The organism is Salinibacterium sp. GXW1014 (genome assembly GCF_044769865.1).
GTDB lineage: Bacteria > Actinomycetota > Actinomycetes > Actinomycetales > Microbacteriaceae > Homoserinimonas.
The window spans coordinates 875,243-888,554 of sequence record NZ_JBIZWA010000001.1 but is presented as its reverse complement, the minus strand read 5'-3'; the positions used below and the strand labels follow the sequence as shown (position 1 = coordinate 888,554).

General features: G+C 67.7%; 13 protein-coding genes. 5 read left to right on the top strand and 8 right to left on the bottom strand.

The window, feature by feature from the left end; translation table 11 throughout:
* Window positions 1–30 precede the first annotated feature (30 nt).
* The 3 genes from ACIQK7_RS04415 (at window position 31) to ACIQK7_RS04405 (ending at window position 3,024) form a co-directional block, all read left to right on the top strand.
* Window positions 31–522, top strand: coding sequence for a hypothetical protein (locus ACIQK7_RS04415; RefSeq protein WP_403021700.1), 492 nt, complete (start codon window positions 31–33; stop codon window positions 520–522).
* A complete protein-coding gene (rlmC, locus tag ACIQK7_RS04410; protein WP_403021698.1) occupies window positions 519–1,676 on the top strand; it encodes a 23S rRNA (uracil(747)-C(5))-methyltransferase RlmC in 1,158 nt (385 codons plus the stop codon). The genes ACIQK7_RS04415 and rlmC overlap by 4 nt, the downstream gene beginning before the upstream one ends.
* 166 nt (window positions 1,677–1,842) lie before the next feature.
* Window positions 1,843–3,024 (top strand): NADP-dependent malic enzyme, encoded by a 1,182-nt coding sequence (locus ACIQK7_RS04405; RefSeq protein ID WP_403021696.1) that lies wholly within the window; start codon window positions 1,843–1,845, stop codon window positions 3,022–3,024.
* A 38-nt stretch (window positions 3,025–3,062) separates the two neighbouring features.
* Here the strand turns inward: ACIQK7_RS04405 and ACIQK7_RS04400 are convergent, their stop codons facing one another.
* The 8 genes from ACIQK7_RS04400 to ACIQK7_RS04365 form a co-directional block, all read right to left on the bottom strand.
* Window positions 3,063–3,941, bottom strand: coding sequence for a carbohydrate ABC transporter permease (locus tag ACIQK7_RS04400; RefSeq protein WP_403021694.1), 879 nt, complete (start codon window positions 3,939–3,941; stop codon window positions 3,063–3,065).
* Between the two features lie 9 nt (window positions 3,942–3,950).
* A complete protein-coding gene (locus ACIQK7_RS04395; protein WP_403021692.1) occupies window positions 3,951–4,904 on the bottom strand; it encodes a carbohydrate ABC transporter permease in 954 nt (317 codons plus the stop codon).
* On the bottom strand, window positions 4,904–5,800 hold the full coding sequence (locus ACIQK7_RS04390; protein WP_403021690.1) for a phosphodiesterase: 897 nt from the start codon (window positions 5,798–5,800) through the stop codon (window positions 4,904–4,906). Before ACIQK7_RS04390 ends, ACIQK7_RS04395 begins: the two co-directional genes overlap by 1 nt.
* An 11-nt stretch (window positions 5,801–5,811) precedes the next feature.
* Entirely contained in the window at window positions 5,812–6,567 is a 756-nt protein-coding gene (locus ACIQK7_RS04385; protein WP_403021688.1) for a tyrosine-protein phosphatase, read from the bottom strand.
* Complete coding sequence (locus ACIQK7_RS04380; RefSeq protein WP_403021686.1) at window positions 6,564–7,916, bottom strand: extracellular solute-binding protein; 1,353 nt, start codon at window positions 7,914–7,916, stop codon at window positions 6,564–6,566. Before ACIQK7_RS04380 ends, ACIQK7_RS04385 begins: the two co-directional genes overlap by 4 nt.
* A 29-nt stretch (window positions 7,917–7,945) precedes the next feature.
* Window positions 7,946–9,073, bottom strand: a complete 1,128-nt coding sequence (locus ACIQK7_RS04375; RefSeq protein WP_403021684.1) for an ABC transporter ATP-binding protein — start codon at window positions 9,071–9,073, stop codon at window positions 7,946–7,948.
* Window positions 9,074–9,200: 127 nt separating this feature from the next.
* A complete protein-coding gene (locus ACIQK7_RS04370) occupies window positions 9,201–10,085 on the bottom strand; it encodes a MurR/RpiR family transcriptional regulator (RefSeq protein WP_403021682.1) in 885 nt (294 codons plus the stop codon).
* A 29-nt stretch (window positions 10,086–10,114) separates the two neighbouring features.
* Window positions 10,115–11,089, bottom strand: a complete 975-nt coding sequence (locus ACIQK7_RS04365; protein WP_403021680.1) for a diacylglycerol/lipid kinase family protein — start codon at window positions 11,087–11,089, stop codon at window positions 10,115–10,117.
* Between the two features lie 43 nt (window positions 11,090–11,132).
* Here ACIQK7_RS04365 and serS point away from each other — a divergent pair, with 43 nt between their 5' ends.
* Together serS and ACIQK7_RS04355 are read left to right on the top strand one after the other, a co-directional pair.
* Window positions 11,133–12,401, top strand: a complete 1,269-nt coding sequence (gene serS / locus ACIQK7_RS04360; protein ID WP_403021678.1) for a serine--tRNA ligase — start codon at window positions 11,133–11,135, stop codon at window positions 12,399–12,401.
* Window positions 12,398–13,303, top strand: coding sequence for an HAD family hydrolase (locus ACIQK7_RS04355; RefSeq protein ID WP_403021676.1), 906 nt, complete (start codon window positions 12,398–12,400; stop codon window positions 13,301–13,303). The genes serS and ACIQK7_RS04355 overlap by 4 nt, the downstream gene beginning before the upstream one ends.
* Window positions 13,304–13,312 lie beyond the last annotated feature (9 nt).

Below are 13,312 nucleotides of genomic sequence, written 5' to 3'. Positions count from 1 at the left end.
GCGGCGCACGACAACGAGGGGGAACCACCTATGAGCGAGCAACCAGGCGTGGACCCGCGGTTTCCCGCCGTGTTCCAGCGCGGCTATGCGGGTGGGGGCGAGACGCGGGTCGAGGCGCGGCATGACCCGGGCGCAACGTCGGAGGGGCAGGCGCCGGTTCACGGGACCATCGGAACTCCGCCCGCAGCGGCACCCGCCGCCGCACCCTCCGAGGCCGTCGAGCGGGAGCTCATCGAGTACGAAGAACCTCGCCGGAATCCCTTCATCACGGCGGCGTCGATCATGTCAGCCGCACTCACAGTGGGTGGCGCTTGGCTCGTCTACTGGGCAAACTCCAGCATGAACTACGGCTGGAGCGGAGACAGCGTGCCCGTTGAGGTGCTCATCCGGCAGTTCGGCTATATGGTCGGGCCCTCGGCGGTCACGGCAGGGCTCGTGGGAATCGTCGGCCTCCTGTTCTGGCACGCGGCCGCCTGGCGCCGGCGAGCGATCGCGGCGCAGCGGCATCCCGAGCCCCGATGACGGCGACGCCTGTGACCCACTCGGTCGCGATCGACTGCCACCACTTCGACGCGAACCGCTGCCGTTCGTGCGCGCTGCTCGACCAGCCCTACGCTATGCAGCTCGCGGCCAAGCAGCAGCGCGTGCGAGAACTACTCGACCCGGCGATCAAATGGCTGCCGCCCGTGCAGAGTGCCCAGGAGGGGTTCCGCAACAAGGCGAAACTTGTCGTCGGCGGCTCCATCGCGGAGCCGACCCTCGGCATCCTGGACCGACAGGGCGGCGGCATCGACCTGCGGGACTGCCCGCTCTACCCCGACGAGCTCGCGTCGAGCTTTCCGGCGCTCGCCGAGTTCGTGACCCGCTCCGGGTTGGAGCCCTACGACGTGCCGCTGCGGCGCGGCATGCTCAAGTACTTCATCGTGACGGTGTCACCGGATGCCGAGCTCATGCTCCGCGTCGTCGTCGCCGACCGGCGTGCCGTCGAGGTCGTGCGCAACCACCTCGACTGGTTACAGGCCGCAATCCCGCGGCTCGCCGTGGCATCCGTCAACATTCACCCAGAGCACAAGGCCGTGCTGGAGGGCGACGAGGAGATCGTGCTCACGCAGCGCGACTTCCTCCCCATGCGGCTCGGGGTCGTCGAGCTGCAGTTGCGCACGCGCAGCTTCTTCCAGACCAACACCGAGGTCGCGCGCGCCCTCTACGCGCAGGCCGCCGAGTGGGTGGATGCCGCGGCTCCCGCGAGCGTGTGGGACCTGTACTGCGGGGTGGGCGGCTTCGCCCTCCACTGCGCGGCGCCGAGCCGCACCGTCGTGGGGGTCGAGGTGAGCGAGGAGGCGGTCGTCGCGGCGCAGGCGAGCGCCGAGGCATCCGGAATCGACGCCCGGTTCAGGGCGATGGATGCTGCGGCCTTCGCGCTCGACGACAGCGCCGACGCCCCCGAGCTCGTGATCGTCAACCCACCCCGTCGCGGCATCGGCCCCGACCTGACTCAGATGCTGGAGTCGTCGCGGGTGCGGACGGTCATCTACTCCAGCTGCAACGCCGAATCGCTCGCGCGCGACCTCGCGCAGATGCCATCGTTCACGCCGCACCAGGCGCGGGTGCTCGACATGTTCCCGCACACGGGCCACTACGAGGTCATCGTGCTCCTCCACCGCACGATCCGGTAGAGTGCAAGATCTGGAACGCCCCACGGCACTTCACTGAGGACCGCGGGCACGGAGCTCCGGCGAGGCCCACAGGCCCGACCGGAGGGCTTCGATTCTCTGGCACATCGCGCTCACTGTCGCCGCCATCACTCGCCCCTCTTGCTCCATGTCTTCTGAGGAGACTTCCATGACCATTGACGCCGTCATCAACACCAGCACGACCGACATCACCGACGCCGAGATCTTCGCCGCCCACGAGGGAGGCAAGCTCTCCGTCGTCTCAAAGATGCCGCTGACGAGCAAGCGCGAACTGTCGATCGCGTACACCCCCGGCGTCGCGAAGGTTTCCCGCGCGATCGCGAACGACCCCGGCATGCACGCGACGCACACGTGGGCGTCGCGCCTGGTCGTCGTGGTCTCGGATGGCACGGCCGTGCTCGGCCTGGGTGACATCGGCGCCGCAGCATCCCTTCCCGTCATGGAGGGGAAGAGCGCGCTGTTCCGCGAGTTCGGCGGGCTCGACTCGATCCCGCTCGTGCTCAACACGACCGACGTCGATGAGATCGTCGAGACGCTCGTGCGGCTGCGCCCGAGCTTCGGCGCCGTCAACCTCGAGGACGTGTCGGCTCCCCGCTGCTTCGAGCTCGAGGAGAAGCTGATCGAGGCGCTCGACTGCCCCGTCATGCACGACGACCAGCACGGCACGGCAGTCGTCGTGCTCGCGGCCCTCACGAACGCGGCGCGCGTCGTCGGCAAGGACTTCTCCGCCATGCGGGTCGTCATCAGCGGCGCGGGTGCCGCTGGTATCGCGATCGCGGAGGCCCTCCTGGCGGCGGGGGTGGGCGACGTCGTGCTGCTCGACTCGAAGGGCATCATCTCGAAGTCGCGCGCCGACCTCGGTGGCATCAAGTCCCACTACGCATCCATCACCAACCGGAACGCACTCGAGGGCGGCACGCGCGAAGCGCTCGATGGTGCCGATGCCTTCGTCGGTGTCTCCTCCGCGAAGGTCGACGAGGCCCACCTCGAGGGAATGAACGAGGGTGCCATCGTCTTCGCCCTGTCGAACCCCGACCCCGAGGTGCTTCCGGATGTCGCGTCCCGCTACGCCTCGGTCGTGGCGACGGGCCGCAGCGACTTTCCCAACCAGATCAACAACGTGCTCGCGTTCCCGGGCATCTTCCGCGGTGCCCTCGACGCGCGCGCCCGCCGCATCACGCCCGCCATGAAGCTCGCGGCCGCAAATGCGATCGCCGACCTGGTGGGCGAGGATCTCGCAGCCGACTTCATCGTGCCGTCGCCGCTCGACCCGAGGGTGGCGGATGCTGTGGCATCCGCTGTGCAGAAGGCGGCAGTGCCCGAGGCGTGACGTTGAGGGCGCTGTGCTGATCGGGTGGCCCGGCGCTGTTACTTGAGGCCGGATCGCACGAAGCCGTCGACGACCTGTCGCTGCAGCAACACGTAGAGCAGGAAGACGGGCAGGCAGGCGATGCCGCTCGCCGCCATCACTGCGCCCCAGTTGTTGCCTTCGGCGCTCAGGAACGACCGGATGCCCACCTGGATGACGCTCGTCTCTTGCTGCATGACGAGCACGGGCCACAGGTATTCGTTCCACGCCGAGATGAAGAGGATCACGGCGAGTGAGGAGAGGGCGGCCTTGAGGTTGGGGACTACGACGAGCCAGAGGGTGCCCCAGCTGCTGCGGCCATCGATGGTTGATGCCTCGAGCAGTTCACGCGGGATGCCTCGCATGTGTTGGCGCAGCATGATGACGGCGAAAGCCGAGCACAGGTTGGGCACGATGATGCCGAGGATCGAGTTGAGCATCCCCATCTGTGCGATGAGCACGTAGTTGGGAATCATCGTGACCTGGAAGGGAACGAGCCAGGAGCCGATGAAGAGCAGGTAGAGCGCCTTCTTGCCGGGGAACTCGAACACGGCGAAGCCGTAGGAGGCGAAGACGGCGACGATGAGCTGCGCCGCCGTGATCGCGACCGACATGAGAAACGAGTTGACCATCATCTGCGCGAGCGGGATGGCCTCCGAGACGTAGCGAAGGTTGTCGAGGGTGGGGCTGCCGGAGAATACGTCTCCCGTGAGGATCGCTGCCGCGGGTGCGACGGCGGTCGCGAACAGCCACACGATTGGGAAGACGCTCGCGATGGCGACGACCGCCATGACGAAGTGCGCGAGCGACATGCGCCCGAGCTGCAGCGGCGAGGTGCGCTGCCTGACGGGTGCCGCATCTGTGGTGGGTTCGGGTTGGGCCACGAGGGTGAATGCCATGGTGTGTCCTTAGTCGTCGTAGAAGCTGACGCGCTCGCTCAGTTCCACGAAGAGTGTGGCGATGAGGCCGAAGGCGACGAAGAAGAGGGTGCCGGCCGCTGCGGCGATGCCGGAGTCGAAGCTCTGGAAGCCATATTCGTAGAGCACGTGGTAGACGTTTGTCGATGATGCCCCTGGGCCGCCTCCCGTGAGGATGTCGATGAGTGGGAATGACCACTGGGCGACGAGGAGGATGGACATGAGTCCCAGGAACACGAGTGTCGGCGAGAGCAGGGGGAGGATGACTCGCCTGACCGTGTAGGACTCGGTGGCGCCGTCGACGGACGCGGCCGCCGCGTAGTCGGGACTGATTCCGGTGTGACCGGCCGTGACCATGAGCACCCCGAAGCCGATCATCTGCCAGCCGAGGATGGCGATGATGGCCCAAAGGGAGAGGTCCGGGTCGCGGAACACATTGCCGAGGTCGACGCCGACGCCAGCGGCCCAGCGGCTGATGAGTCCCGTCTCCTCGGCGAAGAGCCAGCGCCATACCGCCGTTGTCGCGACCGGTGTCATGAGGTAGGGCAGAAAGATGATGGCCTGGTATGCCATGGATGCACGCCGCCCGATGCCCCGCGCGAGGAGCACGATGACGGTGGGGACGGCGACGAGGAAGACGAGGGCGGCGAGCACGTACACGCCCGTGTTCACGACCGCCTGCTGCATGTCGGGCAGTGCGAGCACATCGAGGTAGTTCTGCACGCCGACGAACGTCTTCGGACTCGTGGGCAGCATGTTCCAGTCGTAGAACGAGAGTTGAATTGTCTCGATGAGCGGCCGGTAGGTCCAGATGCCGAGCAGCAGGAGAGCTGGCGCGACGTAGAGGTACGGTGCGACGCGGACCGAGCGGCGACGCGCGCGTGGCCCTTCGTCTTCAGGTTCGCTCGCGGGCGCGGAGGTGTTGCTGGGTGTGGGCGCGAACATCAGCTGTTCATGAGGTCGGGGGCGTCGCCGCCCTGGCCGAGCAGCGCGGCGATATTGGCCGGCGTCACCTCGTAGACGGTGTCGAAGAGTTCGAGCGGCACGGAGGAGTGCACGACTCGGTCGGCGTAGACGTGCACAAGGTTTGCCCCGGCGCCACCCTGCTGGGCCCGCGTGTAACCGGCCGCGACGAGGAGGTCCTGCGTGTAACAGGTTGCGGCTGCGACCGAGACGGGCACACCCGCGAGGAGGCTCGTGGTCGAGTAGTGGAAGTGGCCCGCGAGGATGCCCCGCACGTCGGTGCCCGCGATGACGGCCGCGAGGCGCTCACCGCGGCGGAGCTCGACGAGTTGCAGGAGTGGCAGGGGCGTGGGGACCGGCGGGTGGTGAAGGGCGATGAGGGTGCCGTGCGGTGCGGGCACTGCGAGCTCGTGGGTGAGCCATTCGAGCTGTTCCGGGTCGATCTCGCCGTGGTGGTGCCCCGGCACGGTCGAGTCGAGCGCGATAAGGCGCAGGCCGTTGACGGTCGTGACCGAGTCGATCGGCGTCGTGTCGGTGGATGCCTCGTCAAGCAGCTTCTCGCGGAACACCCCTCGGTTGTCATGGTTGCCCATGACCCAGACGATCGGGCATCCGTATTCCGCGGCGACGGGGTCGAGTGCGGCCCGAAGCCGCTCGTAGGCGTCGGGTGCTCCGTGGTCTGCGAGGTCGCCCGTGAGCACGATGGCGTCGGGGCGGATGCTGGAGTTGCGAAGCCTGTCGAGGAGCGCGGCGAGTTGCGCGTCGCTGTCGATCGCGCCGTAGAGGGGGCGCCGGTGTTCCACCAGGTGGGTGTCGCTGAGGTGCAGCACCGTGTGGGTCGGGTTGCCATACTGAGCTTCGAGGGTGAGGGTATTCACTGGGTCTCCCATCAGGGGCGCGGGGTCGTGAGGTGTGCGATGAGCGCGTCGAGGTCGGTTTCTGCCAGGCCGTGGTCGAGGAGGTAGTCCTGCGCGCTCCCGTGGCTCGTCTCGATGCTTCGGATCGTGTCGGCCATGAGCTCGGCCGGGCTGCCGTTGAGGATCTGGACGAGTCGCTCGCTGGCGGCGATGCCTGCGCGGGCGAGGTCCCGCAGCATCCCCTGGGTCCATTCGCCGACGAGGTGCGCTTCGGTCTGCGCGTAGTCAGTGATGACGTCGTCGGTGCTTGCCCCTGCCGCGAGCAGGGCGAGGGCGACAACGAGACCGGTGCGGTCCTTGCCGGCGGTGCAGTGGACGAGCACTGCCCCTTCGTGGGTGGAGAGGAGGGCGACAGCGGAGGCCAGCAGGCGGCCGTCGTGCTCAACCATCCGCTGGTACAGGCGGGGGAGGGTGAGTTCCTCTTGTCCGGCGTTCTCGGGCGAGACGAGGAGGAGCGGATGGTGCACGTAGTCGACGTTGGCCGGGAGCCGGTCGGGGCGTTGCGCGACCTCAGCGTCGGAGCGGAGGTCGACGATCCTGCGGATACCGAGCTCCGCCAGCGCGTTGCGGGCCGCATCGTCGAGCGCGTGCAGCGCGTCGGAGCGGTAGAGGCGTTCCGCCTGGATGGCGCCGTGGATGCTCGGAAACGGCCCGACGGTGCGCAGGTTGTAGGTACCCCGGAGGGGAACCCGCGCGGGGCCCCCCTCCAGGACGAGTTGGGAGGTCACTTGGAGATCAGTCCCTGGGCGCGCTCGGCGGCCTCGGTCAACGTGGACTTGGCATCGGCGCCGTTGTAGACGATCGCTTCGGTCGCATCCATGATCGCCGTCGTCACCTGCACGTAGTTGGTGCCGGGGAAGGACACCCAGGGCTCGAGCCGGTCGAGTTGCTCGAGGTTCGGCGTGAGGAGCGAGTTGCCTGCGGCCCATTCAGCGAGCGGGGCGCCCTCTTCGATGAGACCGGTTCGCAGCGGGAGGTAGCCGAGCGGGGAGATGGCCTCGTAGGCGACCTCGCTCGTCATGAACTTCAGAAGCTCCCACGCGGCAGCCTGCTTGTCGGCGTCCTGCGAGAACATGAGTAGGGCTGAGCCGGAGCTCGTCGGGATGACTTCCTCACCGGCGAATCCGGGCATGCCGACCGCGCTGAGCGACCAACCGCCTGCCGATGCGCCGCCCTCGAAGGACTTCTGCATGGACGCGGAGTTCACGTGCATGAGGGTGCTGCCGCCGGCGAAGGTTTCTACCTGGGCCATGAAGTCCGCGTTCTGCAGCGTGCCGTCCGCGGTCATCTGCTGGAAGCCGCTGAGCGCATCGATGGCCTCAGGCGCCGCCACGGTGATTGTGGAGCCATCCTCGCTCAGGACGCGGGCATCGTTGCTGCGGAAGATCGACTGTAGACACCATTCGCCGACGGGGTCGAAGCACGAGACGCTGAGCGACGGTGTGCCGGTAGCGGCCGTCGCCTGTTTGGCGACCTCGGCAACCGACTCCCAGGTCGAGAAGTCGGGGTCGGTGATGCCGATCTCCGCGAGCGCGCTCTCGTTGTAGTAGAACATCGGCGTCGAGAGCACATAGGGGATGCCGTAGACGTGGTCGCCGGAGGCTCCGAAGTCGCGCACGCTCTCGTGCATGGGGTACTCACCGCCGAAGTGTTCGTCGATCGCATCGGTGCCGAAGAGTTCGTCGAGCGGCTTCGCCTGGAGGTCGCTCACGGCGTAGGCCATGGTGTCGAACGTCATCTGCACGACGTCAGGCGCGTTACCGGCGAGCACCTGGCGCTGCACGCTCTGCGCGGTGCCGCCTGCGGCGGTCGAGTCGGAGCCGCTGGCCTGCGCCGTCACGGACACGTTGGGGTACTTCGCTTCGAAGCGCTCGATGAGCTCGAGGATGGTCGGTTCCCAGGTGGCGTTGCCGAGGTTGTAGCTCTCGAAGACGATGTCGTACTGCTTGTCGGGGTCGAATGCGGGGGCGGCGTCGGCGCTCGACGAGGCGCCAGCGCCAGCGGTGCAGCCGGCGAGGGTGAGCGCAGCGACGACGCCGAGGGCCGTGAGCGCGGTGGTCTTGTGGATGGTTCCCATGGATCTCTTTCAGTGAGGGGTGGAGCGGGTCAGGAGAGGGCGGTCGTGAGTTGGCGAGCCTCGACGTCGTCGTCGACCCATTCGAGGCGGATGCCGGTGGCGGCATCGAAGAGGTGTGTGTCAGTCGCGAGTGCGTGCAGTGCGAGGGGGGTGCCCTCGTCGAACTGCGTGCCGGGACGCGTGCGGAGGGCGACGGGTCGGTCGCCGACCGAGGCAAGCACGAGCGTCTCGTGTCCGAGCTTCTCGATCGACGACACTGTGGCGTCGAGCGCGATGCCCTCGGCTCCGGCTGGAAGCGGGCCGACGTGGAGGTGCTCGGGTCGCACGCCGAGCGTGACGAAGAGTTCGGGGCTCTCGCCCGCGCGCACTGTGCCGCCGAAGCTGTTGCCTTCCACTCGCACGCTTCCGGCGTGACTCGTGACGGTCGCTGGCAGAAGATTCATCGGGGGGCTTCCGATGAATCCGGCGACGAAGACGCTCGTGGGGCGGTGGTAGATCTCGTCAGGGGTGCCGACCTGTTCGACGCGGCCCGCATTGAGCACGGCGATGCGGGTGGCCATCGTCATCGCCTCGACCTGGTCGTGAGTGACGTAGACGAAGGTGGCGCCGAGGCGGCGGTGGAGCGAGACGAGTTCGTGGCGGGTCGCGGTGCGCAGCTTCGCGTCGAGGTTTGAGAGCGGTTCGTCCATGAGGAAGGCCCGGGGGTCTCGCACGAGTGCCCGGCCGACGGCGACGCGCTGGCGCTGGCCTCCGCTGAGTTCCTTGGGGCGTCGTTCGAGCAGGTGCGCGATGTCGAGACTCTCTGCGGTGCGCTGGACGCGATCGCGGATCTCGTTGCGGGGGCGGCGCCGGGCGCGCAGGGGGAAGGCAAGGTTCTGGGCGACGGTGAGGTGGGGGTAGAGCGCGTAGCTCTGGAACACCATTGCGAGGTCGCGACCACGTGCTGGTTCTGCCGTCACATCGCGGTCGTCGACCCGGATGCGACCGGATGTCGCGGGAAGCAGCCCGGCGAGCATCCGGAGCAATGTCGACTTGCCGCATCCGCTCGGCCCGAGGAGGACGAGGAACTCGCCGTCGTCGATGGTGAGGCTGACGCGGTCGACGGCGACCGTCTTCGCGAACCTCCGGCTGAGGTTCTCGATCTCGATGCGTCCCATAGTGCTCCCTGTATCGGCGTTTCACGTCTGCGTAAGTCATGCAATGACGTTTCACCGTGAGCGTGCTTTGTGAGGGTGAACGGAGAGTGAAGGCAGCGCGAACCAGAGTTGAAGACTGGGACAGGGATCAGCCGAGGGGCGATTCACCCTCAGGCTCGGGGAGAACGCTCTCGAAGATCTCCTCGCTCGCGAGCGCGGTCGAGCGCTCCAGCACCGAACGGCGGGATGCCACCTCAAGCTGCATCGCGTTCAAAATCACCATCTGCACCATGTTGCTGGCGAGCACCGAGTGCTGCCACGACGCCCCAGCGACGCCAGCCGTCACCGTGACATCCCCCAGTTGCGCCAGCCGAGACCTCGCGTAACCGGTGACGGCGATGACCGATGCGCCCGACTTCTTCGCGGCCTCAGCGGCGGTGACCGTCGCGGGTGTCATGCCGGAGTCGCTCACGGCGAGGCACACGTCATTCGCATCGAGCAGGCGACAGGTGAGCGCCTGCACTACGGGATCACTTGGCGCCTCGACCGCAATGCCAGAGAACGCGGAACGCAGCGACAGCGCCTGCACCGTCGCGGCAGACGACCCGGAACCGATCAGCACTATTCGCCGCGCCTCGGACAACAGCGAGACGGCACGTTCGATGATCCCCGCGTCCATCGCCTTCGCGGCGCCCTCGAGCAGCGACGCGGTCTCGCGAAGCTGCCGTGCCGCGCGCCCAGCAATGCCGGCCTGCTCGAGCACGAGCGACTCGCCAGCGGCAGCCGCAGCCCCGGCGTCGCGCACGAGCAGCGTGCGCACGTGTTGGAAGCCCTTGAAGCCCATCGCCTGGCACGCCCTGATCACGGTGGCCGCCGACGTGCCGCATCGGGCAGCGAGATCAGATGCCGCCAGCTCAGGAATCCCGCCGGGATCGGCGATCATCTGCTCAACCACGAGGCGCTCGCTCGGGTTGAGCTTCGGCAGCGAGGCGCGCATGACCGCGACGGTAGACCCGAGTTCCGGCGTGAACATGCGCACAGTGTAGTGACGCTGGGTATCCGCTAGGCGTTCGCGGGCACCCGCACGACGAGCCCGCCCGGTTCGACGGATGCCTTGAACGCGACCGCCTTGCCGAACTCGTCGCCGTCGAGCTCGAACTCCTCGGGCCGGCTGAGACGGGCAACGAAGGTGGACCCCTTCATATAGCGGAGGGTGCGCACCTCCTTCGTGTAGCTGAGGAGCTTGCGGCCGACCTGGGTGCGGCGCAACACGCCGTTCTCCCACACGATCTTGACCCAGATCTGCACCCAGCCGACGAGCCCCTTGGGGCGCAGTGCGACCACATCGAAGATCCCGTCGTCGACGGCGGCTTCCGGCAGCAGCAGGATGTTGCCGGGGAGTGAGCCGCAGTTGCCGATGAGCACCGTGTGGGCCGACATGGCGCGGCTGGGGGAATCGTCGACACTGAAGCGCATGCGCAGTCGGTGGTTGCCGCGGAGCGAGCGTGCGATCGCGTCGACATAGGCGAGCCAGCCGACCTTCTTCTTCAGCTCGGGGTTGGTGTTGGCGATCATTTGCGCGTCGAGGCCGACTCCCGCCATGACGACGAAGACGAACTTGTCGCGCGAGCCGTCTTCACGTTCCGCCTCGAGCAGGCCCAGGTCGATGGGGCGGTCCTTGCCGAAGAAGGCCGCACCGACCGAGTGCTCGAGGTTGTCGAGGGTGAGGTCGAGGTTGCGGGCGAGCAGGTTTCCGGTGCCGGAGGGAAGGAGGGCGAGCCGAGCATCCGTGCCGTGGAGTCCCTCGGCGACGCAGCGGACCGTGCCGTCACCGCCAGCCGCCATGATGACGCTCGCGCCGTGGGCGACGGCTTCCCTGGTCTGGCCGACGCCCGGGTCATCGACCGTCGTCTCGAACCAGAGGGTCTCCTCCCAGTTCGCCTGCCCCTCGACCATCGCCACCACCTCGCGGAGCGCGTCGATGTCGACCTTGATGGGGTTGTAGACGACGGCCGCGCGTCGAGTTGAGGTTGCCACGACTCCCAAGCTACGTCATGACACGCCCGAATAGACTGGGAGGGTGATTGACCCGCAGCTGCTTCGTGAGAACCCCGATGCCATCCGAGTTTCCCAGCGAGCGCGCGGCGCATCCGTCGAGCTGGTCGATGAGGCGCTCGCCGCCGACCAGCGCCGCCGCAGCGCCATCTCGGAGTCGGAGTCGTTGCGTGCCGAGCAGAAGGCCTTCGGCAAGCAGGTCGCGCAGGCGAAGGGTGACGAGAAGCAGGCGCTGCTGGCGAAGGCCCAGCAGATGGCCGCACGCGTCAAGGAGCTTGCGTCGGTGACGGCGGATGCCGAGGCCGAGTTCACAAGGTTGGCTGGCGCCATCCAGAATCCCATCATCGAGGGCGTGCCCTCGGGCGGCGAGGAGGACTTCGTCACCCTTCGCGAGGTGGGGGAGAAGGCGAGCTTCGACTTCGAGCCGCGCGACCACGCCGAGCTGGGCGAGTTGCTCGGCGCGATCGACATCCCGCGCGGCGTGAAGGTCTCGGGCAGCCGCTTCTACTTCCTGCGCGGCATCGGCGCCCGGCTCGAGTTGGCGCTCATGAACATGGCCCTCGACAAGGCGATCGCGGAGGGCTTCGTGCCCCTCATCACCCCGACGCTCGTGCGCCCCGAGGTCATGGCCGGCACGGGCTTTCTCGGCGAGCACTCCGATGAGATCTACTACCTCCCCGCCGACGACCTCTACCTGACGGGCACGAGTGAGGTGGCGCTCGCCGGCTACCACGCGGACGAGATCATCGACCTCTCGGGCGGTCCCATGCGCTACGCGGGATGGTCGACCTGCTACCGCCGCGAGGCCGGGTCTGCTGGCAAGGACAACCGCGGCATCCTGCGCGTGCACCAGTTCAACAAGCTCGAGATGTTCAGCTACGCGCTGCCCGAGAATGCGGAGGCGGAGCACGAGCGCCTCGTCGGCTTCCAGGAGCAGATGCTGCAGGCCTGCGAACTCAGCTACCGCGTGATCGATGTCGCAGCCGGCGACCTCGGCTCAAGCGCGGCCCGCAAGTTCGACATCGAGGCGTGGGTGCCGACGCAGGGCACCTACCGCGAGCTCACGAGCACCTCGAACTGCACGACGTACCAGGCGCGTCGCCTCGACATCCGCTCACGCGGCGAGTCGGGCAAGACGGCGCCGGTCGCCACCCTCAACGGCACCCTCGCAACGACGCGGTGGCTTGTCGCAATTCTCGAAACACACCAGCAGGCCGACGGGTCGGTGCGCGTGCCTGAGGCGCTGCGCCCCTACCTCGGCGGCCTCGAAACGATGGAGCCGATCAAGCAGTGACCGACCCCGTAAAGCAGCAAGACGTTCCCGACACGATTCCCGCGCCCGACGCGCCCGCAACGGCCACCGCGCCAACGCCGACCCCGACGACGGATGCCCCGTGGCTCGTCGCTCTCGACGTCGACGGCACCATCATGCTGGCCGATGGCACGATCACTCCCGCCGTCGCATCCGAGGTGGCACGCCTCCGTGATGCGGGGCACGAGGTCATGATCGCGACCGGCCGTGCAGCGTCGATGACGCTCCCGGTCGTGGAGCAGCTGCAGATCGCGCCGGAGTACCTCGTGTGCTCGAACGGTGCCGTCACCTTGCGCCGCGACCCGAATGCCCCGCTCGGCTACACGCGCGCCCACGTCGAGACCTTCAACCCAACCGGTGTGCTCACTGCGATCTACGAACGGCTCGAGGGCGCGAGCTTCGCGGTCGAGGATGAGCACGGGCACTACCGCTATGTCGGCGACTTTCCCAACGCATCCCTCGGCATCTCGAGCGAGCAGGTCGAGTTCGAGCAACTGCTCGACGTGGAGGCCACCCGCGTCGTCGTGCTCTCCTTCGAGCACGGGCAGGAAGAGTTCCTGAGCATCGTCGAGGAGATCGGCCTCCACAAGGTGAGCTACAACATCGGATGGACCGCCTGGCTCGACATCGCCCCCGACGGCGTCAACAAGGCCACCGGCATGGAACGCGTGCGCGAGTGGCTCGACATGCCTCGGTCGCGCATCATCGCCGTCGGTGACGGCCGCAACGACCTTGAGCTGCTCGAGTGGGCAGCCGTGCAGGGTCGTGGCGTCGCGATGGGGCAGGCGCCCGACGAGGTCAAGGCGGCGGCCAACGAGCTGACGGGCCGCGACGACGAGGACGGTCTGGCGGCAACCCTCGCGACTGTCGCTCGCGACGGGTAGCGTTCCGCC

Excerpts from the sequence above, each read along its gene's own strand:
- ACIQK7_RS04415 (WP_403021700.1), top strand. The coding sequence starts at position 31 with ATGAGCGAGCAACCAGGCGTGGACCCGCGGTTTCCCGCCGTGTTCCAG.
- rlmC (WP_403021698.1), top strand. The coding sequence starts at position 519 with ATGACGGCGACGCCTGTGACCCACTCGGTCGCGATCGACTGCCACCAC.
- ACIQK7_RS04405 (WP_403021696.1), top strand. The coding sequence starts at position 1,843 with ATGACCATTGACGCCGTCATCAACACCAGCACGACCGACATCACCGAC.
- ACIQK7_RS04400 (WP_403021694.1), bottom strand. The coding sequence starts at position 3,941 with ATGGCATTCACCCTCGTGGCCCAACCCGAACCCACCACAGATGCGGCA.
- ACIQK7_RS04395 (WP_403021692.1), bottom strand. The coding sequence starts at position 4,904 with ATGTTCGCGCCCACACCCAGCAACACCTCCGCGCCCGCGAGCGAACCT.
- ACIQK7_RS04380 (WP_403021686.1), bottom strand. The coding sequence starts at position 7,916 with ATGGGAACCATCCACAAGACCACCGCGCTCACGGCCCTCGGCGTCGTC.
- ACIQK7_RS04375 (WP_403021684.1), bottom strand. The coding sequence starts at position 9,073 with ATGGGACGCATCGAGATCGAGAACCTCAGCCGGAGGTTCGCGAAGACG.
- ACIQK7_RS04370 (WP_403021682.1), bottom strand. The coding sequence starts at position 10,085 with ATGTTCACGCCGGAACTCGGGTCTACCGTCGCGGTCATGCGCGCCTCG.